Here is a 23384-nt window from a genome sequence, read left to right on the forward strand (position 1 = left end):
TAACTCCTTAAAGATTGTTATGAGTAATTCCGTCGTTCTTTAGGCCAACCTTAAGATAAACGGTAGTTCCATTTCCTATTTCACTCTTAATCTTTAATCCATATTCTTTTCCATAATAAAGTTTCAATCGTTCATTAATATTTTTCAAAGCATAGCCCTTTTTGTTAATATCTACTTCATTCATGTCAAATCCTTTTCCTGTATCACGAATAATGAAAAGTAGACCATCTGCGACCTTCATGCCTTCAATCATGATGGTTCCGCTTTCCTGATGTTCTAACCCATGGTAAACAGAGTTTTCTACAATGGGCTGTAACAGCAATTTAATGATACTTTCTTCCATGATTTCAGGTTCAATCGTAATTGTGTAGTGGATTTTTTGGTCAAAACGAATATTTTGGATATCCATATAACTCTTTACTTGATCCATTTCATTCTTTACGGAGGTAATATGACTTCCATCATTTAAGGTAAGTCTAAAAATTTTTGACAAATTAATCGCAATTTTTGCTATTTGTTTCGCTTTTACTTTCTCTGCCATCCAATAAATAGTGTTCAATGTGTTATATAAAAAATGTGGATTAATGTGGCTTTGCAAGGCTAATAGCTCTGCTTCCTTTTCCTTAATCTGTGATTTATATAACCTTTTAGTTAAATCATTATTCCAATTATAAAGGTGAACAATCTTGTTCCCGATTTCTCCAAGTTCATCCTCATTATTAAAATGAATACCTACTACAGTCTCTCGTTTTTCCATTTTTTCAGTAACCATGCGCAGCAAACTTAACTGATTTGTAATTCTCCTGGTAATAAATAAGGCAATAATTAAGGAGAACATTAATGCCATCACTAATAAAGAAATCGTTACTAATCGAAGTTGATTGACCTCACGAACAATATTTTCATAGGGGATAATACTAACAACATCCCAATTTGTTTTTTTGTTTGTATGATAATTAAAGAAATATTGCGTTCCATTCATTACTTTTTTAATGGTTCCGCTTTTCTCACGACTTTGAATGATTTTGGCTACCTGAGATGAAGAGAAACTATGATTGCTAGAGAACAAAATTTTATCCCCATCCAGTATTAAAATATCGCCTGGAGGGTTACTATTTTTAAACATATTATCAAAATACGCTGGATCAAGATCGATCAGTACCAGCCCCATTTGTTCCTTCGTTCCAAGATCTCGAATATTTCTTCCGTATAGTAAAGATTGGTTTGCACCTTTAACAAGTTTTGTATTACTTCCATTTAACCATTCACCCTGCCATTCGCTATGGAGTAAACGCGGATAGATATTGGACTTTTTTATCGTTTGATAGATATCATTCTTCAAATTTTGTTCCCCGCGGTTTACTTTCAAAAAGCCGTGATTTGCATTCCCAACGTAGATGGCATTAATATAGGGATTGTTTACCACCGTTATATTATTCAAGTTTTCTAGAGATGACGTCTCCAACCTGTATAACTTTGCATCTGTTTTTTTATAGAATAAATAGTCCTGAATTTCATCCGAAAGAAAAATGTCATTAGATAGATTCTCTACATTGCTTCCAAATGAGTTAATATTCCAATCGACAATAGTTAAGAAGTTATCAATCGTGGAAGATACTTTATTTTCTATTACTTTATTAAAATAAATGAACGTAAAAGGACCAATAACAAGTAAAGGGATTAGGGCTGAAAACAAAGCTAATAAGATAATTTTACGCTTAATTGGAGAGTCGATGAGTCTCATTAGGTTAGTCATTATGTTTCTCCAGCTTTAAGAATTTTGTCCATGGTTGTGCTTACTCTGGTGATAGCACTAGGAAGCACCTGGCGTGGGAGTGGCTCTGAATGCATTTACAGTCTTATCCATAACAACCTGAGCATCACTCCCCGAATCAAGAATCGTATTTTGAAGCGACTCTTTTTCTATCAATACTGTTGTTACGGTAAGCGGTTCTGATGCTTCGGTAGTTAACAAAGCTTCTACTTGCGCAGAGAAACAAGAATCACTTATCTTGGCATGAACCTCCATGGCGACAACATGATTATTAGAAATATAATTTCCATTACCTGAAACAATTCGTATGATTACAGGTGTTGCACCTACCGGCTTGATGTTCTGAGTATTAATTACTTCAGAAAAGTGATTAGCAATTACAGAATTATTATTGCCACTGATATAGAGGAGACCATACAAATCATCTAAACCATTGTCTATTCCCAGAAAAGGAGTCCAAGGTTCATGGTCACGTAAAAAGTGATTTGAAGAAACCAAATTTTCCGAACAATTCCCCCTGAATACCACCATTCCTGGATAAAATGAATGAAGTCTATTATTTGTGATACTGGAACGTGTCACACCATCAAAATAGATACTGCTCGCACCTCGTGGAAAAACATTATTCGCTGTAATCAAAAGTCCACCAAAATTTTGAGCGTAAATTGAATATCCTTTAAAACCGGCTCCTATCAAGTTATCGGTTATTTTTGAAGCCTGTCCCCAACCTCGCAGCTCTACACAGTTTCCACATTCAGCTATGAAATTATCATGTATAGTCAGTGCATCTGCATGATAAATAGTAATTCCATGCTCTAAATACACCAACCCCATGCCTGTAATCCGAAATGAGTCACAAGCACTTGCAACATAAATTCCCGTTTTCCCGTTGGTGTATGTGTTCTCCGGATTTGTTTCTCCCGAGCCATCTTCAATAAAATGCAAACCATCAATACAAAAGTCAGAAAACTCTACTGAACTTATTCGGGGATTTCCACTTCGTTTAACATAAAATGCAGCTCCTTTATATTCCTCGTCACTTACTTCAAGGGGAATATCTACGAGTATGCGACTTCCTCCCGGCCACAATTCATGCAAATCCGCCCATTCATTCTCAGAAGTATTAAAACGAATACTCGAAGATGTAAACCCGTGTCCAGAACCCATAATTTTAAGATAACTGATGTCTATAACTACTTGACTACTAAGATGATAATCTCCCGGTGGAATATAGATAACCGCACCCGGCTTTCCGCCTTTATTCAAATCAGCGTCCGATTGCCTACTTTTAATATCTGCTATAATGCTATTGATTACCTCACCAATATCCTCATAGGGATTACCGACAGGCCACTCTGTTACGTCGTAATAATTTTTACTAGCCATAAATAAATTCTCCTATCAATTTAGTATGTTTGTGCATAAACTACTTATTCCTTGATATAGCTGGAAGTAAAGCCTTACGAATTCGTACTTTCCTTTTTCTGATTATTTTCGCTCAGAAGGATTATCACTAGACAAGAAAAATCAGCATTTTCATATTATTCCCATCATTTAAGGTAAGTTTAAAGATTTTTGACAAGTTTAATGCAATCTTTTGCTATTTGTTTCGCTTTTGCCTTCTCTGCCATCATCAAACATACTTTTACCTCACTCCACCATTTGCCTTTTTTTCATTCAAGATCAAGTCGTTATTCTTTTACTGCTCCTAAAGTCATGCCACTTACAATATAACGCTGTATGAAAAAAGAAAATATCATAACAGGCAGACTAAATGAGATGGCAGCAGCTGTCATTGGTCCTAAATCAAGATTATAAGCGGTTAAAAATTCTGAAATCCCTACTGTTGCCGTTTTGGCATTCGTACTGGTCATGAGTAGCGAGAACAAGAAATCATTCCATGCTAACATAAAAGTAAAGATAGCTGTCGTTGCCAGTCCAGGGAGTGACACCGGAAGAATAATTCTGATAAAGGCTCCGATCCAGCTGCATCCATCCACCCTGGCCGCTTCATCAAATTCTTTTGGAACTGAGTCAAAAAAACCAATCATTAACCAAATAGCAAACGGAACATTTAAGCTGGTATACACCAATATTAAGGCAAAATGGGTATCAATTAAGCCCATACTTTTTACAATCATATACATAGGAATTGCAATACTAATCATAGGTACCATTCTGATCACTAAGGTGAATAACAAAAAGTAGCTTCCTGTTATGGAAGAAAATCTAGAAATTCCATATGCAGCCATGGCCCCAAAAAACACACTTAAAATGGTGCTGGCACCCGCTGTAATTAAGCTATTTAGAAAATATTTTCCTATAGGCAAGTAATCGAACATTTTTATATAATTTTCCAGTGAAAATTGCGAGGGCCATAAAGTCGGCGGCACAGAAACTGCCTCTGCGGATGGTTTCAATGATGTTAATAATAGATAGATATGCGGACCTAAGAATAATAAAGCCAGCAAGCAAGTGGTAAACAAAACAATCAGCGTCCATATTTTATGTTTAACATGTAAAGTTGCAAACCAAACTGGTTTTTCTGCAATCGTTTCTTTTAATGGTATATGGGCCATTTCTATTTCACCTCTCCTATCATCATGAATGTCTTCTCCTAGGTGACCACATTTTTGTAATAAAGAAAGAACTTAGGAATAATAAAATGATGATAAAGATGACTGCCATTGCGCTTGACTGCCCAACCTCTCCATAACGGGTCAATGTCTTATACATATATGTACTTAGCAATTCGGAAGAAAAACCTGGTCCCCCTTGCGTAAGCACCCAGACAATATCGAATGTTCTGGCAGCATCAATAATGCGAATTAATAATGCTACTGTTGCTACTGGGATAAGAGAAGGGAAAGTAATGTAACGGAACTTATGCCATTTATTGGCCCCATCCATTTCAGCAGATTCATATAAACTAATCGGGATTCCTTTAATACCTGCTAATAGAACGAGCATAATGAAAGGCGTTGTTAACCAAATGTCTGCAATAATCGTAGAATAGAGTGCAAAACGGGAGTCTGATAACCAGAGTATTTGATGCGGGTCAGAAAGTATTCCAAGTTTATAAAGCCCCCAGTTGATAATGCCGAATTGGTCATTAAGCATAAATTTCCAAATGATTCCTGTAACTAACGGTGCCAGCATAAGCGGGCTTAACAATAGTGTCCGAATAAATTGGCTTCCTTTAAAAGCATTGCTTAGAAGCAAAGCAAGGATAAGCCCGATGATAAACTCGAAACCCACCGCTACTCCTATATAAACGACTGTGTTCCAAAGCGCTTTTAAAAATCGTTCGGAAGTCAACGAGTTTGTATAGTTTGCAAAACCAACAAATTCTCGCAATGAAGGATTAATGATATCAATCTTATAAAAACTGTCTCTAATTAAAAGAAAGATTGGATAGACCAGAAATACCAACATAAAGATCCCTGCAGGAAAGAAAAAGATCGTCGATAATGCCCCATTTTTCAGTCTCAAGAAAACCGCTCCTTTCTATCAATATATTTTTTAGAACCCCTTCATGGATTAGATATCTGTATGAAGAGGTTCTATTAAGTACGTTTCAGTTTATTGTGGCGGCAATAAATCTTTGATTACATCTGCTGCCCAATCTAGTGCTTCTTGAGGTGTTTTTTCTCCAGAAAGTGCATATTGCACGGCTGGGATGAGTGCTTCACTTTCGATTTCTTGCCATTCCTTAATAGCAGGTCGATTTTGCGTTTGTGGTCCGCTTAATGTCGTCATAAGCGGTTTCAAATGTTCATAGCCCTGCTGTGTACTATAACTTTCAAAAACGGATTTTCTCGCTGCTACCCCCAATGATTTCATAAATAGTTCATTCTTTTCATAGATGAAGTTGAGATACTCTTTGGCAATCTCTTGTTTTTTGGAAGAACTAGGGATAACCTGGTACCAAGGACCTGGGACAGCACCTATTCCTGCTCCGCCGCCAATCATTGGGGCACTTCCAACTTTTCCTGCTACCTTTGATTGTTTAGGGTCATTTGAAGGGACATAGAAGTGACCCCAAGCAAGCATCATGGCAGATTTTCCATTCCAAAATAGCTCAGAAGTTTCTGCAGATGCCATTTCTAGTGCACCTGATGGAACCGATTGATCTTTTTTCAAAAGGTCAACTAAAAATTGCAAGGAATCAACATACGGTTTTGTATTAACAAGAACTTTGCCATTATCACCAACAACCAATGGTTTCGCACCTGCTTGGGCTGCATGATCCAGCCAGCTGGCTACCGCATCCCCATTGTTCGCACCAAATACCGTAGTTCCGTACAAATCTACTTTTCTATCATTATCTGTATCTCTAGTAAAAAACTTGGCTACATCCCGATATTCATCCCATGTTGTTGGCGGATGTAAATCATATCCATACTTTGCTTTAAAATCGGCTTTATTCTTTTCATCTTCGAAAAGGTCTTTACGGTAGATTAAATTTTTGGCGTTCGTCCATACCGGCATTCCATAAACCTTATTCTGATAACTTCCGCCTTCTACTAATCCTGGGAATAAATCATTTTTAAGGTCATCTGTCATGAGATCTTCTAATGGCAGAAGTCCGCCAGCTAGAGCAGGAAACCAAAGTATATCGATGGTTGCAACATCGAAAGCCCCTGCCCGTGAAGCTACCTCTGCCTTAAGTTTGTCATAGACTCCTGTATATGGAACGGATTCAATTTTAACTTCGTAGCCTGTTTTCTGTTTAAATTCTGCGGCTGTTTCTTTTGCAACCTTAAAGGCCGGGCTTCCCCCTTCAACGAGGACCGTAATGGTTTTATTATCACCTTTTGTTTCTGAACTTCCTGTTTTTTCTCCCGAACAACCCGATAAAAAGATAGATAATACTAAAAGTAATGAAACTACCGTTAGGATTCCCTTTTTCTTCACCTTAACCAGCCTCCTTTATTTTTGACTGCATTCTTAATAAATGGTAATCCCCCTAATGGGCTATTAGGCTACCATACATTCATTGATAATTTTCCTCTAATGTTTCTATTCTTTTTCAAAAACTTGATAGCGGTTTCATTTCTTGAAGTAAAAATGATTATCTTTTATTTCCTTTTGCCCCCTCTAACGTTTTTGTAAACTCTCTTTACACTTTTATTGTAATAATTAAGGGGTTTTAATAAAATTCTAACTTTTTTAGAAAAGGTTATATATATTTAGAACTTTTTCAATAACAAACTTCCCAGGATAATTAGTAGCTTGTTCCACTTTTTTATGAGGTGACAGCGTATAATGGCTAATAAGTCAATCGTAGTTTTTTCTTAAAAAAGACCGACCTTAAGTAGAACCCCTAATTTCAATTTTTTGGAAGGTTCAACTATCACAGAATGTATCATAGGGCTCCTCTAGAACGTGAAAGGACCTTGCATTTTTCATCCTACAGAGGATACCGCCTAGTAAATCTAAACTTAGATTTCACGTATTATTCGTACTTGTAGGACAAGATCCATAACGCTGTCACTCGAGGTCTGGAGCCTCAGGCACGGAAAACAATGTGATCTAACGTCCTAGAGGAGCCCCATTTTAAAAGAAACAAACTTCCTAAGAAAATATTAAATACCTAACTTTATAAGCTAAACGCTGTAAATTTAAAAATAAGCACACAAATGTTGAGAAAACATAATCCAAAAATCTAGGCTGATTGGCAAACAGTTGATGATACGAAATTACTATAAAATCGTTTCACATTAGGCATACGCAGTTTCTTACTTAGCTCATCGAACAAGACATAGTTTGGTTGGTCTGTGCGGTATAGTGTTTGATTCCTAATCATTGAAAAGGCTAGACGAATCATTCGGTTTCCTAAGGCCACATAAGCCTGACGAGGATGCTTTCCACGTTCTTTGAAAGCAAGATATTTCTGTTTCATTTCAGGGTTATTAACGGCTAAGGATCTTCCTACTTGATAGGTAACGTTTCGGAAAGTCCTTCTTCCTTGTTTTGAAACACCAAAGTAAGATGGTTTTTTTCCTCCTGATTGCTTCACAATTGGATTTGTACCCGCCATTTTAATTAATTGCCCGGCATGATCGAAATCAGATATATCTCCCATTTCTGCGTATAATTCAGCCCCCGTCACAACACCTATTCCAGGGACACTAAGGATAACTGCTCCTTCAGTCTGAATAAATAAATCTTCGATTTCCCTTTCTAATATTTGAATTTGTTTATCTAAAAGGTCTAATCGATCGAGTTCTAGCCGCAAAAGAAATTGATCGGCTTCTAGAAACTCCTTTGGTTGTGAAATAGAGTTCTGTGCATAATCAATCAATATCTTAATCGTTTTATCCCTAAGTTTTAGGTTTTCACGAATAGACAACTCGCGTAACCCCTCCTCTCCAAGGGAAAGAATATCACTTGGATGAAGAGAATGACGCATGAGGTACCGAGGCGCTTTCGCAAATAGCTTAGAAAATGGGGAAACATGTTCACGTTTCCCATTAACCCATATGCTCTTCCCCTGGAACTCTCTAAAAATGTGATCCACATGTACACGAATCAAATTTTCAGTCGAAGTTCTTTCCCCAACTAATACACGGCGAGCACGTGTTAGTTTTTGCAGGTTGTGAACGTCTCCAACAGATAGTTCATTCGATGTTCCTCGGCCGTGAATCATAGATTGAACAATCGCCATAAGATCCAAATTATCTGTTTTTGACCAATTTAAAAGAGCTTGCCTTTCTTGTGCGGTAGTCGCGGCATTCAAAATGCGGACATGATAACCCTCAGACTGACAACGTCGCACTAGATCCTCGTAATAATGTCCCGTTGTTTCAACTCCAACCACTACCTCCTTCATTCCATTCCGATCTTTTTCTATTCGTATTTGTTCTTTAACCTTTTCAAGCCCAGTCATAGAAGCATCGAACTCAAATGGTTTCACTAATACGTCCCCATAAAATGTACAAATTATTGCCTTATGCGTATATTTCGCTGCATCAATTGCCACTATCAACATAGAATCTGTTCCTGTTTCTCTTACAAATTGTGCCCATCGACTTCCGTTTTTTCCTTGAATATAATTCAATAATGTATAAGCCATCATTTTCAGCTCCTTGGTAGGGAATAGTATTGGAAGTTCTGTGATAGGTACTTCCATTTTACTATGAAAATGGTGGTCTTTTTTATTATTTGAACCTATTTACTATACTAGGCACAGGGCATAAGAGATAAAGGAAACACGAAGAGCAAAAGCAACCGAATGGCTGCCTGAGAGAAATATTGAAAAAAGCCCGGATTCGTATTGGAACAAACCCGGGTTGGTATGGAGTCAGGAAAATGTTTATTTTAGTTCGGAAGAGTTAATTTTTGGGTTACCTTTTTAAAACCAGCAGTGAACAGCACTCCACATGTGCCGTATGCGGGAACATGTCCACTGGCTGGATATATTTTACTTCATATTTAGCACTTAACGTTTGAATGTCCTTCGCCAATGTTGAAGGATTACATGAGATGTAAATGAGCTTTTTTGGTTCTGCTTGGAGGATAGTTTGGATTAACTGCCCCTCAAGACCTGTTCTAGGTGGATCGACGACAATGACATCGGGCTTCCATCCCTTTTTGACCCATTTAGGAAGGACTTCTTCTGCCTTTCCAGGTACATATTTTGTATTAGTCAATCCATGCCGCTTTGCGTTTTTCTTTGCGTCCTCAATCGATTCTGGGATGACATCCATTCCACGAACTTCTCCTGCCTGATCGGCGAGCCATAACCCGATGGTTCCCACTCCACAATAGGCATCTACTACTTTTTCTTGACCAGTCAGCGCAGCTGCTTTTTTCACTTCATTATAAAGCTTAACCGTCTGAACAGGGTTTAATTGGAAGAAAGTCCTTGCAGAAAGCTCAAATTGAAGGTCTCCTAGTGTTTCTTGGATAAACTCTTCACCCGCTAACGGAAGTGTTTCCTCACCAAAAATAAGGGAGGTTTTTTGTCCATTGATGTTCTGAACAATTGATTTCACATTCGGGAGACGCTTTTGGATTTCCTGAATGATGATGTCCACTTTTGGTAATTCTTTTTGAGTTGTGATTAGGACTATTTGTAGTTCGCCTGTTTGAATGCCAACCCGAGTAACAATGGTTCGAACAATTCCTTTTCTGGACTTTTCATTATAAATAGGAATTTTTAATTCCTCTAAAATCCGTTTAACCGCAGATGTTGCTTCATTTGTTTGTGAGTGCTGCACAGCACATTCCTCAATATTAATCAATTGATGGGAATTAAGGCCATAAAGCCCCGCAAGGACCTTGCCATCCATTGCCTTCACTTGAAAACTGCTCTTGTTTCGATATCTCCATGGGTCTTCCATTCCAATCGTTTCTCGGATATCCAGTTTGCTAATGTCTACTTTGGTATGGCGCTCTAGTGATTGAATGACGATATCACGTTTTTCCTTTAACTGTTGATCATATTTCAAGTGCTGCAATTGACATCCTCCACATTGATCATAAACCGGACACAGCGGCAGAACACGATGCGGGGATTTAATACGAATTTTTTTGATTTTTGCTTCAGCAAATTTCGGGCTAATCTTCGTCGCCTCTACGACCACTTCTTCACCGGGAAGTGCACCGGGCACAAAAACAACCTGTTTTTTATAATAACCGACACCTTCCCCATTAATACCGAGCCGTTTAATCGTAAGCGGAAAGGTTTGCTTCAGTTCAATTTTAATATTTTGATCAGTTTTCATCTATTTCACTCCATAATATTCCATAAATTCATATAGATCGTTTCATTTTAATTTCCCCGTATTATAGCATGATTCACACAGAAAAACCGAATTCCAAAAAGAAATTCGGTTTCTGTGGGTGATATATCTATTTTTTCTTCGGAAAATCATCAAGGCTTTTGAATTTGTAGCCTTTTTTCTTTAGATCCTGAATTGCCTTTTCAAGAGCATCGGCGTTATCTTTTGAAACAGTGTGTAATAGTAAGATACAGCCCGGATGGACCTGCCTCATGATATTGTCGTAGGAATATTGCCAGCCTCTTTGCGAATTCACATTCCAATCGACGAAAGCGAGTGACCAGAATACATGCGTATAGCCCTCTTCATTAGCAATCTGCATCGTTCTTTCACTAAATACCCCCCGTGGCGGACGAAGGTATTTCATTTCTTTTTGCCCTGTTAATTCTTTGGTTTTGACGCTGACCTTTTCGAGCTCTTCACGAATCCTTTGATCACTTACGGTTGTCAGGTCCGGGTGATGCCACGAATGGTTCCCGACAATATGCCCTTCTTTAACCATCCTTTTCACAATATCCCCTGCCGAAAGCAAATAATGCCCTGTCACAAAAAAAGTCGCAGGTACCTTTTCCTTTTTTAAAATATCAAGAATCTGAGGGGTATATCCTTGTTCATAACCGTTATCGAAAGTTAAGTATAACGTCTTTGAGTCTGGGTTACTTTTATAAAAAGCACCGTATTTTTCAATTAACTGATCAAGCTCAGCTCCTGCTTCTGCCGGCTGTTCATTTACCCCTTTTTTAAAGCCCCAATGGATCGGCTGATTGGATACAGCCGCATATGTACTCTGCGGTATAAATAAGAGCAGCATACTAAGGATGCACAATAATCTTTTCATCCATGTTCCCCCTATTTTATTTTTTTTAGTGTTTGTTATTAGGTGGAAAAACATGATTGGTTAAAATAGGAATTGTTGGTTGGTGGTAGATTCGTCCTCTTTTTATTCCTGTATAGGGAAGAGTTCTTTTAGGTATATTGGATGCGGTCGTTCTAGAGGAAGGCATGTTAAGAAATTTCCGTAATTCATGATTGGTAAATGAGGGTTTGATCAGAAGAAAGTAATCGTTAATACCATTAATGAAGGCTTCTTTTGAAAATAATAAACATTTAGGACATATCCATTTCGACCTTATATAATCCATAGGAATGTTTAAACATCTTGGGCATTGGACTCCCGAGATAAGTTCGTCTTCTGAAACCTGAAAATAATTAAGGATATCAATTTTTTGAGGTGTGTGTCGCGATAATAAAAGATTAATGATTTGATTAACGGTCTTATTATTTAGCTTTTTTCCTGTGTGGGCCTCTTCTAATTCATCTACTTTCCTTAATAAATCATAGGCCCTTATGACTTTTTGCTCTGCTTCTTGGTATTCTTGATTGATAATTATTTCTGTAGAGGGTTTACAAACAGTAACAAGGTTTGCAATAGGAATCTGAGGTACTTTATCATACTCAAATGAATGTCTTAATAATATTTCATGGCGGTTTACTTGCGCTACTGGATTCTCATAGATGTCCCTGTTGTCTGCATATTCATGAATCATTTGTTTTTTTTCAAATCGCAGCATTCCTGAGTGGTTTTTTGCATCAATTATTATTATTAATTTTTGGGAAAGGAGTAGAGCATCAATCTGGAAATAGGTATTTCCTATAGGAAGACGAAGACCGTAAAAAATATGGTACTTGTGTACGGGAATTTGATCCAGATAGTATTTTAATGTTTTTTCTCCATTATATCCGGACCTTAAAATTCGTATTTTAGACTTTATTTCTGGCATTTTTCTATGATTTTCTGCTAGCCTTCTTTCTAAAGCCTCCACTTGAAGCAAGAAATTAGGGGGTGCGAGTTCCATTTCAATCAAGATAAATCCTCCTTTGTATTTTTAGTATAACTTCAACAAGATATTTGGTAATCCTAGTCTTTTTTTATACTTGTTATGAAACTTTTGTGTCTGGTCGTCGCTTATGACATATTATCGGACTACTTTTTATCTATTTTTCGAAACTTACGACATATGCTGGATATTATTTGGAAATCAACTCAATATCCAGTTACTTATGACATATTTTTCAGCACTTATGACATCTTATCGGATTCTTATCGCCCATTTTTCGAAACTTACGACATTTGCTGGATATTATTTGGAAGTCAATTCAATATCCGGTTACTTATGACATATTTTTCAGCACTTATAACATATTATCGGACTCTTATCACCTATTTTTTGAAACTTACGACATTTGCTGGATATTATTTGGAAATCAATTCAATATCCAGTAACTTATGACGTATTTTTCAGCACTTATGACATCTTATCGGACTCTTATCGCCCATTTTTCGAAACTTACGACATTTGCTGGATATTATTTGGAAATCATCTCGTTTTTTAGTTCATAAAAAAAATAAGCGCCCGCAACCCGAGCGCCTATCCCACAACTCTCTATTTAAAAACCGGCTCCTTAAACGCTGCTAACTTTTCTAATGAAGATTTATCTACGTCGGCGTGCAGGCTGTTTCCGTGTGAGTCCATTGTCACTACTGCTGTGAAGCCCTCTACACGAAGGTGCCACATCGCTTCTGGAATACCAAATTGCATTAAATCGACACCTTCAACTGATTTGATGCAATCTGCATAGTACTGAGCAGCTCCGCCAATTGCATTTAGGTATACCCCGCCATGTTCTTCTAATGCAGCTAACGTCTTCGGTCCCATACCGCCTTTACCGATAACAGCGCGGATGCCGAATTTCTTCATAATATCACCTTGATAAGGTTCCTCACGAATGCTTGTTGTTGGACCAGCAGCCTTCACATGCCAAGCACCGGCTTCATCCTTCAACATAACCGGACCGCAATGATAAATCACTTGTCCATTTAAATCAACTGGTGCGTCATGATCGCTTAAATACTTATGAATTGCATCACGGCCAGTGTACATCATCCCATTAATTTGAACGACATCTCCTACTTTTAGAGAACGGATTTGTTCTTCAGATATTGGCGCCTCTAAGGTAATAACCCCTTCAGATGTAGCGGCCGTTTCCTGCACAGCTGCTTCTTTTTCAGCAAAATCAATGAATTCCCCGTCTTGATACATCCATTCGTTGATTTCACCAGTCTCCGCGTTTACACTCACACCTAAACGACGGAATGCCCAGCAATTGTAGGCAACAGATACATAGAAACTTGCAGGAATACGGTTCATGACGCCCACTTTACAGCCTAAAAGGGTAGCTTCACCACCGAAGCCCATTGTGCCGATTCCTAATTTATTTGCATTCTCCATTACATACTCTTCTAACTTACGAAGGTCTTCATTTGGGTTCACATCTTCCACAGAACGGAATAACTGTTCTTTCGCTAAATCGTATCCAGAAGAACGGTCGCCGCCAATACCAACACCGATAAAGCCAGCGCTGCAGCCTTGACCTTGAGCCTGGTAGACGGAATGCATAACGCACTTACGGATTCCATCAAGGTCACGCCCTGCACGGCCTAATCCGTCTAATTCACATGGAAGGCTATATTGAATGTTTTTATTTTCACAACCGCCGCCTTTTAAAATCAGACGAACGTCGATATAATCTTTTTCCCATTGGTCAAATTTGATAACAGGCACGCCTGCACCAAGATTGTCCCCACTGTTTTCACCAGTTAGGGAATCGACTGAGTTCGGGCGAAGCTTCCCCTCTTTCGTTGCCAACACAATGGCATTACGAATTGCTTCTTTAATTTCTAATTGATTCACACCTACTGGCGTTTTAATTTTAAAGGTTGGTAAACCTGTGTCCTGACAGATGGGTGACACTTGATCGTCTGCCATCTTGATATTATTTGTGATTGTTGCAAGGCTCATTGCAGCACTTGTTCCCGCATTTTCATTTTCCTTAGCCCGTTTAACAGCTCTGCGGACGTCCTTAGGAAGTTTTGTTGATGTTTCAACGACTAGCTTATACATGCTTTCTTGAAATTTAGAAATATTCAATTCGAGTACCCCTCTCCCCATGTTCCCCATTAATATTTTTCAATTTTACAATTTTTGCACGTTTATATTATACTCCTATAACCTATAGAATTAAAGGATTAGCTTGCAACCGCTGCCAGGTTATTCGTGGAAATCTCCATGTAAATATTGGATTCACTATTTATCCCATTAAAAAGAGCCTGTTGATTAAACAGACTCACTCACTTCACGATTATTAAATTCTCTGCATTTTGATTCCATATCATCTAACATTGAAATTAAGCGGTCAATATCTTCAAGATCTGTATCTTCCGGATCGATCGCATCAAGGACATCAATGAACATGTTTAAGCGTTGTTTTAAAAAATTCACTTGTGTATTTTTATCTTCAATCGGGCTTCCCAAGTTGTTTCACTCCTTTCGCTAACGTTCTCATCCTATCGAAAAATGGCTGCTTTGACAATCGATTAATAATATTTTGCCCAATTTTTCAAAAAAGAAAAGACTCCTGCAACCAGGAGTCTGCTTTTATCGTGGTCGTTCTGACGCTGCAAATCCAAAGGATACATAATCTTGAACTGGAATCCATGCGCCGATTCCTTGAGAGGTTTCATTTTTAATCACGATAAACTTTTTGCTGCCTTTTAGCATTAAATAGACTTCACCGTAGGTTACCTTCCCCTTTTCATTCACACCTGGTGCATAGGCATATAAGTAGCCCAACCGGTTTGGAGGAATGTTATAAATATGATCGTTCTTCGTTCCGGCGCCAATAATCGTATCGAATGCCAGTGGAAGATGCGTTTTTTCCATTGCCTTTAAAAGCATCATTTTTTTCACGGCCTCAGCACTCGCGATTTTAGCGGTGAGCCCGCCTCTAATAATCTTCTGGGACTCCTGAACATATTTGATCTGATAGGGCACCTTGCCGCCGCGATTATCAAAATAATTGGTGTTAATCTTTTGGAACTCCCAGTTTGGGGAAGTTTCCGATGATTCGTAATTTAAGGGCCACTGACCTAAATAGACGATAGCACGATAGCCAATCGCAAAAGGTGTACTATTAATACTCGATTCATTTAGCATCCGAATGAGATCAGGGTTTTCGATTTTCACCTTTGATGAATTAATCAACTTTTTAGTTAAATCACTTGGTTGTAATAATGGCAGATCCTGTGTCGAATTTGGATAAGTATTCTCCTTGGTAATATTTCGGACCGAAGGTGGAACTTGATATTTAACCGAAACTTTTTGCGCTGGACCCTTATGTGCGAAGGCTGAGGGAATAAAAGTTAACATTAATAGCAGTGTCATCAAGATAGTGACATTTTTCTTCACGAGTTAAACTCCTTTCACTAATAGCATAATCAGTCTGCTAGTAGTTTTTTCGGAGTTGATTATTTTTATCCATCCTGTAAGTAATTTCAATATTTCGTCTGTAGACGCAACATTACTTTTTCAAAGTATGGAAAGAATAATTGGATCGCAGGTCCAACCGTGAATGTAATGATAATGGTACCGTATGAAATAGGTCCATGTAGTAAAAAGGCAGGAATCAATGCTGTAATCTCTCCAATGGTTTTCGCAGCCATTATATTTACTCGAAAGCGTTCTTTAATGGCTAACATAAAATTATCAATGGGACTTTGAGGGAATTTTGCTTGAATGTAGATAGCTGCACCAAATCCGATAATTAAGACTCCTACTAATAGCATGGCTATTTTAGTGATGAGATGATTGACTTGAAATAAATCAAATACAGTTCCCAGCCAAAAATCGACTAATGAACCGATGATTATAATCGTTAGAAGTGAAAGAAGATCAGGTCTTTTCTTTAATAAAAGTGAGACCACTATAATTAAAACAGCCCCATCAATCATTACCCATTTACCTACAGATAAACCTACCTTTTCTGTTAGGGCTACATTAAGAGCATCCCATGCACCCACACCAATATCTGCTACTTCAATGGTCATACAAACACCAAAAGTCATAATAATAAGTCCAAAAATAAAAAATAAAAACCGAATGAATAATCTCATTAGTCGCTCCTTAAAAAGTAACATAAATGTAATATTCAGAACATTTACAAAATTAAAATTTAATAATATAATATACTTAACTTATCAACAAAGGAGGGCTGTAATCAATCTGCTTCCATTACTTATTATCCATAAGGAGGTTGGGATTCCCGTCTTATATGAGGTTCAACACTTGTGTTCATGTATCTAAATAAACATGAAGGTTGGTGATTGATGTCCCAAAGAAAAGCGATTGATTTTTACCCTGCTAAATGGTTATTTTATCATAATAGCGTAAGCTTGACGATTTACCCAGTACATTGAAGAATGGAAATGAAACTTAAATTTAATAATAAAGACTCTATGCCATCGGGCTTAGAGTCTTTATTTTTTACATTACTAGAGTAAATAAAAGCCAATTCCCATAATTAAATAGGCAGCGAGCAGTGTTAACCCCTCAAACCAATTGGATTCCCCATCGTTGGAGATTACAACCATAAGGAGCACCGATGACACCATCGCAATTAACTCTTGCCAGCTAAATAGCAATGGCATGGTGGTATCAAAGAAAAGTGAGGCAAGTACTAGAACAGGTAATACGAACATGGCCACCTGCAATGTAGATCCAATCGCAATTTCAACGGCAATGTCCATTTTGTTTTTAAATGCCATGACAACGGCAGATGCATGTTCTGCTGCATTCCCTACTATAGCTACGATAATGATACCGATAAACAATTCAGACCAACCAAGTGTTTCTCCTACATATTCAAACGTATGGACTAGGTGCTCGGAGATGTATGCGACTGCAATTGTAGCAATGAAAAGAACAGCTATGGCTCTCCCTTTCCCCCATTCTGGTTCTTCTTCCTCATGAGCGATATTTTTTTCTGTACTTGGATGGTATACGCCTCGATGGGTAACCAATTTAAAAAATAAGGCAGCCAGATAAAGGATGATCAAAATAACTGAAATCCCAATACTTAAGGAAAGAGTTTTTGTCTCATTCATATTAATCGAAAAAACTTCAGGGATAACAAAAGCAATGATAACCGCAAACATCAACAGTCCTGAATTATGCCTAGCATCGTAGACGTTAAATGATTGACGCTTAAATTTTAAGCCCCCTATAAAGAACGAAAGTCCCGCCACAAGTAGTAAGTTTCCTAATACGGAACCTGTTAGTGAGGCGAGAACAATTCCAACAAGCCCGGCCTTCAACGAAAAGATTGAAATAATAAGTTCGACTGCATTTCCGAAGGTTGCATTTAACAGTCCGCCAATCCGCGGGCCTGCAACAATTGCTAGACTTTCAGTTGCCCTTCCCATATAACTGGCAAGTGCCACGATTGTTAAGCAGTAGATAATAAATAAAACAATATTTGACCAATGCATTAGTGAGCCAATAACGGACAGCGGCACTCCAATGAATGTCATAAGCATAAAAATCCTGTTCACCGTATTCCCTCCATATTCTTAATATCTAACGAGGATATTTTCTTTTAAACTTTTCCTTTTGTTCCTTAATTTACCTAAATTCACCTCGAATGTCTAGGTTCGTAACTTTCTCTTGCATATAGGCGGTTTTCTCGTTACCATCATTTAGGAACTATATAATTTATATTGAATCAAACTTGTAGAATTGAGGAAGTTCTATGAAAAAAACGAATCTGCGATTTTGGATCCTTGTGAGTATCGTTGCGATTTCTGGATTTTCGCAAGGAATGTTATTGCCTTTAATTGCTGTAATTTTTGAAAAAAATGGGGTTTCACCTTCATTAAATGGATTAAATGCGACAGCACTTTATATTGGAATTCTTCTTGTGTCTCCTTTTATGGAAATGCCTCTCAGGAAATATGGTTATAAACCAGTGATTATTTATGGCGGCGGACTCGTCATCGTTTCACTAGCTCTATTTCCTATCTGGGAGACGTTTTGGTTTTGGTTTGCCCTCCGGGTACTAATTGGAATAGGTGACCATTCCCTCCATTTCGCCACACAGACTTGGATTACCTCATCAGCTCCTGCTGATAAGCGGGGACGAAATATTTCTCTATATGGATTATTTTTTGGAATTGGTTTTGCCACTGGACCACTTATGACACCATTAGTTAATGTAAATCAATCTCTGCCTTTTATTGTCTCCTCAATCCTTTGTTTTATTGGCTGGATTTTTGTATTTATGCTTAAAAACGAACGACCTGAACAAGAAGTTGGTATCAATTCCTTCCTATCAACCATCAAACAGTTTAAAAAGGCTTTAAAATATGGATGGGTTGCTTTCCTTCCGCCATTTTCTTATGGATTTTTAGAATCCTCCTTAAACGGCAGTTTTCCTGTCTATGCATTAAGAATGGATATAAACGTCACCAATGTTTCCATGTTGTTGACTGCATTTGCCTCCGGCAGTATTATTACCTCACTACCTCTAGGAATTTTGAGTGATAAATATGGTCGGCGTAATATTTTAATAACGATCCTTTTTCTTGGATTTTTTAGCTTTACTGCTGCAATCTTCCTTGAACACTCTTTTATTGGACTGTTTGTCGTTTTTCTTATTTCTGGAATGGTTGTTGGTTCAACTTTCTCTCTAGGTATCAGCTACATGACAGATTTGCTTCCAAAAACTCTACTTCCGACTGGAAATTTGTTATGCGGAATATTTTTCAGTCTCGGCAGTTTAAGCGGACCCATCATTGGAGGCTTGTTTATTAAGTTCATTGAAAATGTAAGTTTTTTCTATATCATTAGTACGATGCTCTTAACCTTATCTATTATCATCTTCACATTTGGTAAGAAGACTAATTTTGTATTTGAGCAACCAAGTTCATAACAGGATAATTATGGAGCAAAATCATATCTTATGCATAAAATATGTGGTAAGATAAAATAAATAGAAACATTATAAAGACCGTGCTGTCATCACTTTGATGACAGCTTTCGTATTTTTTAAGGGTATTGACTTTGATTATTCTTATCAATTAGCAATTGGAAGGGGGAAGAACATTGAGTTCCGAAGCAAAGGCGCTAACAAAAAGTGTAAACAAATTAGGATTCTTCGAAAAAATTAAACCACATGCAGAATTAATTGCAGCAGGCCTAAGCGGTGGCTTTATTGCAGCTGGCTGGTTATTTGACAAGTATGGAAATGGTGCTGATTCCATTATTGCTTACCTGCTGGCGTTTGTAATTGGTGGTTTCGCCAAGGCAAAAGAAGGCATTGAGGCTACCTACGAAAATAAGGAATTAAACGTAGAAATGTTAATGATTTTTGCAGCAATTGGATCGGCCATAATTGGGTACTGGACAGAGGGTGCCATGTTAATTTTTATTTTTGCCGTAAGTGGTGCACTCGAAACGTATACAATGAATAAAAGCCATAAAGAAATCTCCTCTTTAATGAAACTGCAGCCAGAAGAGGCTTTGCTCATCTCAGACGGCAGTGAAAAGAGAGTTCCTGTTTCAATGCTCCATATCGGAGATCTGATTTTAATAAAGCCCGGTGAGCGGATTCCATCTGACGGGATGATTATTAAAGGACAAACCAATATTGACGAGGCTGCTATTACAGGTGAGTCTATGCCAGTATCCAAAGGTGATAAGGAAGAGGTTTTTGCAGGAACTGTAAACATGACAGGATCCATTACTGTTCAAGTGACAAAAGCGAGCCATGACACTCTTTTTCAAAAGATTATTCAGCTCGTACAATCGGCTCAAAGCGAAAAATCTCCTTCACAACTTTTTATTGAACGCTTCGAAGGAACCTATGTTAAACTGGTCCTTTCTGTTGTGTTTTTGATGTTTTTTCTCCCGCACTTTATTTTAGGTTGGAGTTGGCAAGAAGCCTTTTATCGAGCGATGATCTTATTGGTGGTTGCTTCACCATGTGCACTTGTTGCTTCCATCATGCCCGCAACATTATCGGCCATTTCCAATGGAGCGCGACGTGGAATCCTGGTAAAAGGCGGGGTTCACCTAGAGAATTTAAGCCATTTAGGTGCCATTGCATTTGATAAAACCGGTACATTGACAAAAGGCAACCCAGAAGTGACGGAAGTGATTGTAAAGGATGGACTTGATAAGGATGCCCTGATTTGGAAGGCAGCTTCGATTGAAAGCCATTCTAACCATCCACTGGCAACGGCAATTGTGAAATATGTAAAATCAAACCTTAACAAAGAACTCCTTCATCCGGACAGTCTTGAAGATATACCAGGATGGGGTGTTAAGGCTACCATAAACGGGGAGAATTGGAAGATTGGTAAAGCAGCCTTTGTAAACCAAGAACTAATTGAAAAGTTTGCGGATGGAAAGATTAAAGAACTTGCTGCTCATGGAAATACACTTGTATTTATTGAAATCGACGGCGAGTTATGTGCAGTAATTGCCATGAAAGACGTTGTTCGTGAGGAGACTAAACTTGCGATTGATCACCTGAAAAAGCAAGGGATCCGTACGGTTATGCTGACAGGTGATAGTGAAAAAACGGCACGCGCAATTGCCTCAGAAAGTCATGTGGATGAATTTTTTGCGGAATGCTTACCAGAGGTAAAAGTCGAAAAATTGAAGAAGTTAAGAACAAAATATGAAACCGTAGCAATGGTGGGTGACGGAATCAATGATGCACCTGCACTTGCTATTGCCAATGTTGGTATTGCCATGGGTGGTGGAACTGACGTTGCTCTTGAAACCGCGGATATTGTCCTAATGAAAAATGATTTGCCTCGAATTGCTGAGGCCATTGATCTTTCTAAACGAATGAATAAAATCATTAAACAGAATGTTATTTTCTCGATAACTGTTATCATGGTTTTGATTTCGTCAAACTTCTTCCAGATCCTTGATTTGCCATTTGGAGTCATTGGTCATGAAGGCAGTACAATCTTAGTTATTCTAAACAGCCTGCGATTACTTAAATAATTACACTAGCTGCTGGGCACTGGAGCTGGATTAAAAAACCGGATGAACATTCATCCGGTCTTTTTGTTTATATGAAGAAAAACTCATTAGTGATAACCATTTGAACCGTTTGCTGAACCGGAAGTTTTATTTCCTTTGCTTCCTTTACCCTTTTGCTTTGTACCGCCATCTTTTTTTGTTTTCTTTGTCATAATAAGAACCTCCTTGGTGAAAGTAGCCTGCCTCCTTAGTTTGAACAGATAGGCAAGTTTCATGACGGTAACTATTAGCAATTCTTTCGGTTTTTTTCACTATAAAAGGCATTGATTTCTCCACCTAAAATAATAATAAATGCCGATATATACAACCAAATCATTAAGACAATGATTGCCCCAATACTGCCGTAGGTTAACGAATAATTACTGATATTTCCTACGTAAAATGTTAATCCGATTGAGGAAACAATCCAGCCGACTGTTGCAAACGCGGCACCTGGGAAGGCGCTTCGGCATTTTAATTTTACATTTGGCGCAATCCAATACAACCCTGTAAAAATAAGGAACAAAATAATTGCACTAACAAGCCAACTTAATGCATTCCAGAGCTTAATAAATTCTGTGGTGTAGCCCAATTGAGAGAATAAAAAAATACCTATTTCTCTTCCAAATACTGGGAGAATAATTGCAAGAATTAATACCAGGATCATCCCAAATGTTAATAAAATAGCCATTCCCCTTGAAACAATAAATGAACGGCTTTCCTTGACATTATATGCCTTATTAAATGCCTTAACGATCGCATTTATTCCGTTCGATGCCGACCAAATGGTTCCAATGATCCCGAACGAAAGCAAACTCCCATTCCGATGGTTCATGATATCATGAACATTTTTCTCAATTAAATCCATGGCCTCGCTTGGTGCAAAATCTCTTACTATTCCGAGCATATCCTGATGTGGAATCGGAAAATAAGGAAGAAGTGTAAATAAAACAATCAGGAGCGGAAATAAGGATAATAGAAAATAATAGGCCAACTGCGCACTTAAGCCTGGCAGGTCATCTTCATCGATCCTATGCCAAAGTAATCGTAGTAGAGACGAGCGGACATTTCCTCCCTTTTCCATCTACATCCTCCTTTTAATCAATTTTATCTTCCTCGACTGCCACTTCCTCTAAAAGAAGCGCCTCATCATCCTTCGAGAAAGTATCCTTCGTTTCTTTTATCATGTCAGTTACCTGAGGTGTTAATTCGCGTAATTCTACTACCTTATCTGTGATAAAGGAGATATCTTCATTAACCTGCTTTACGGTTGTCTTGACTTTTTCAGCTGTTTCCTTAACTTTCTCCGCAATTTCACCAGGATTTCTAAAAACATAGGTAAGTCTTGATGTATTTTTTTGTACGTTTGCTTTCATCACTTCACGTGTTTGTTTATCTAAAAGGCTAATGGCCCCGCCAGCAATGGCCCCGAGTATCATTCCGCGCCAAAATTGGTTTTTCTGTGTCATGTTAACGTCTCCTTTAATCCTTGTTATTATCAATAGTACCCCATGTAAAAAATACCAAAACCTGCATATTTTTATTTTCCTAGATAGACGGAGTGCATGCAAGTCCATATTCTCTTTTAATGATTTTTTTATTGACATATAATTTCTTACATGAAAAGATGAACATAATAATTATTCGGAAAGGATGACCGAAATGAATTTATCTGAAAAGTCGATTGAAAATGTTGAATTTATGATTGAACAAATAAAGGAAAAGTTAAAAGTCTTGAACCTTGGTGCGATTAAACCTTCACACTTTGATGAAGAAATGTACGAGGAACTGAAAGAGATTTATGATATGGTCCAAAGAAAAAATTCGTTTAGTCCTAATGAAATGCAAGCATTAGTTGAAGAACTTGGAAGCCTTCGAAAGAAATAAAGCGAA

General features: G+C 37.8%; 19 protein-coding genes. 3 read left to right on the plus strand and 16 right to left on the minus strand.

Annotated features, from left to right (window positions below; all coding sequences use genetic code 11):
* Positions 1–7 precede the first annotated feature (7 nt).
* From M3610_RS11145 to cax, 14 genes are all read right to left on the minus strand, one after another.
* Positions 8–1756: a cache domain-containing sensor histidine kinase gene (locus M3610_RS11145; RefSeq protein WP_251459201.1), complete on the minus strand. Its 1749-nt coding sequence runs from the start codon at positions 1754–1756 to the stop codon at positions 8–10.
* A gap of 57 nt (positions 1757–1813) precedes the next feature.
* Entirely contained in the window at positions 1814–3160 is a 1347-nt protein-coding gene (locus M3610_RS11150) for a NosD domain-containing protein (RefSeq protein ID WP_251459203.1), read from the minus strand.
* Positions 3161–3465: 305 nt separating this feature from the next.
* A complete protein-coding gene (locus M3610_RS11155) occupies positions 3466–4353 on the minus strand; it encodes a carbohydrate ABC transporter permease (RefSeq protein WP_251459205.1) in 888 nt (295 codons plus the stop codon).
* 22 nt (positions 4354–4375) lie between these two features.
* Entirely contained in the window at positions 4376–5266 is an 891-nt protein-coding gene (locus M3610_RS11160) for a carbohydrate ABC transporter permease (RefSeq protein WP_251459207.1), read from the minus strand.
* Between the two features lie 90 nt (positions 5267–5356).
* Positions 5357–6691, minus strand: coding sequence for an ABC transporter substrate-binding protein (locus M3610_RS11165; protein ID WP_251459209.1), 1335 nt, complete (start codon positions 6689–6691; stop codon positions 5357–5359).
* 751 nt (positions 6692–7442) lie between these two features.
* Positions 7443–8852 carry an IS110 family RNA-guided transposase gene (locus M3610_RS11170; RefSeq protein ID WP_483870108.1) on the minus strand — a complete coding sequence of 470 codons (1410 nt, stop codon included), beginning with the start codon at positions 8850–8852 and terminating at the stop codon, positions 7443–7445.
* A gap of 271 nt (positions 8853–9123) precedes the next feature.
* Positions 9124–10506 (minus strand): 23S rRNA (uracil(1939)-C(5))-methyltransferase RlmD, encoded by a 1383-nt coding sequence (gene rlmD / locus M3610_RS11175; RefSeq protein WP_098575685.1) that lies wholly within the window; start codon positions 10504–10506, stop codon positions 9124–9126.
* A 127-nt stretch (positions 10507–10633) separates the two neighbouring features.
* A complete protein-coding gene (gene pdaA, locus M3610_RS11180; protein WP_396953645.1) occupies positions 10634–11374 on the minus strand; it encodes a delta-lactam-biosynthetic de-N-acetylase in 741 nt (246 codons plus the stop codon).
* 52 nt (positions 11375–11426) lie between these two features.
* Positions 11427–12419 (minus strand): nuclease-related domain-containing protein, encoded by a 993-nt coding sequence (locus M3610_RS11185; protein WP_251459418.1) that lies wholly within the window; start codon positions 12417–12419, stop codon positions 11427–11429.
* Positions 12420–13007: 588 nt separating this feature from the next.
* A complete protein-coding gene (locus tag M3610_RS11190; protein ID WP_285851076.1) occupies positions 13008–14552 on the minus strand; it encodes a fumarate hydratase in 1545 nt (514 codons plus the stop codon).
* 186 nt (positions 14553–14738) lie between these two features.
* On the minus strand, positions 14739–14936 hold the full coding sequence (locus M3610_RS11195; RefSeq protein ID WP_066251284.1) for an SE1561 family protein: 198 nt from the start codon (positions 14934–14936) through the stop codon (positions 14739–14741).
* Positions 14937–15059: 123 nt separating this feature from the next.
* A complete protein-coding gene (locus M3610_RS11200; protein WP_285851100.1) occupies positions 15060–15830 on the minus strand; it encodes a YfkD famly protein in 771 nt (256 codons plus the stop codon).
* A gap of 125 nt (positions 15831–15955) precedes the next feature.
* Positions 15956–16573 carry a YczE/YyaS/YitT family protein gene (locus M3610_RS11205; protein WP_251459223.1) on the minus strand — a complete coding sequence of 206 codons (618 nt, stop codon included), beginning with the start codon at positions 16571–16573 and terminating at the stop codon, positions 15956–15958.
* Between the two features lie 378 nt (positions 16574–16951).
* Entirely contained in the window at positions 16952–17995 is a 1044-nt protein-coding gene (gene cax, locus M3610_RS11210) for a calcium/proton exchanger (protein WP_251459420.1), read from the minus strand.
* A gap of 212 nt (positions 17996–18207) precedes the next feature.
* On the opposite strand from cax, the gene M3610_RS11215 reads away from it, so the two are divergent.
* The gene (locus tag M3610_RS11215; RefSeq protein WP_251459225.1) at positions 18208–19386 is read left to right on the plus strand and encodes an MFS transporter; all 1179 of its coding nucleotides are present in this window, start codon (positions 18208–18210) and stop codon (positions 19384–19386) included.
* A 173-nt stretch (positions 19387–19559) separates the two neighbouring features.
* Complete coding sequence (locus M3610_RS11220; protein WP_251459227.1) at positions 19560–21473, plus strand: heavy metal translocating P-type ATPase; 1914 nt, start codon at positions 19560–19562, stop codon at positions 21471–21473.
* Between the two features lie 265 nt (positions 21474–21738).
* Here the strand turns inward: M3610_RS11220 and M3610_RS11225 are convergent, their stop codons facing one another.
* Both M3610_RS11225 and M3610_RS11230 read right to left on the minus strand, forming a co-directional pair.
* Positions 21739–22575 (minus strand): YihY/virulence factor BrkB family protein, encoded by an 837-nt coding sequence (locus M3610_RS11225; RefSeq protein ID WP_098575693.1) that lies wholly within the window; start codon positions 22573–22575, stop codon positions 21739–21741.
* 13 nt (positions 22576–22588) lie between these two features.
* On the minus strand, positions 22589–22960 hold the full coding sequence (locus M3610_RS11230) for a YtxH domain-containing protein (RefSeq protein ID WP_098575694.1): 372 nt from the start codon (positions 22958–22960) through the stop codon (positions 22589–22591).
* A gap of 193 nt (positions 22961–23153) precedes the next feature.
* Between M3610_RS11230 and M3610_RS11235 the strand changes: the two genes are divergently transcribed.
* Entirely contained in the window at positions 23154–23378 is a 225-nt protein-coding gene (locus tag M3610_RS11235; RefSeq protein ID WP_098575695.1) for a DUF1128 domain-containing protein, read from the plus strand.
* Positions 23379–23384 lie beyond the last annotated feature (6 nt).

The sequence above is a fragment of the Neobacillus sp. MER 74 genome (assembly GCF_023714155.1).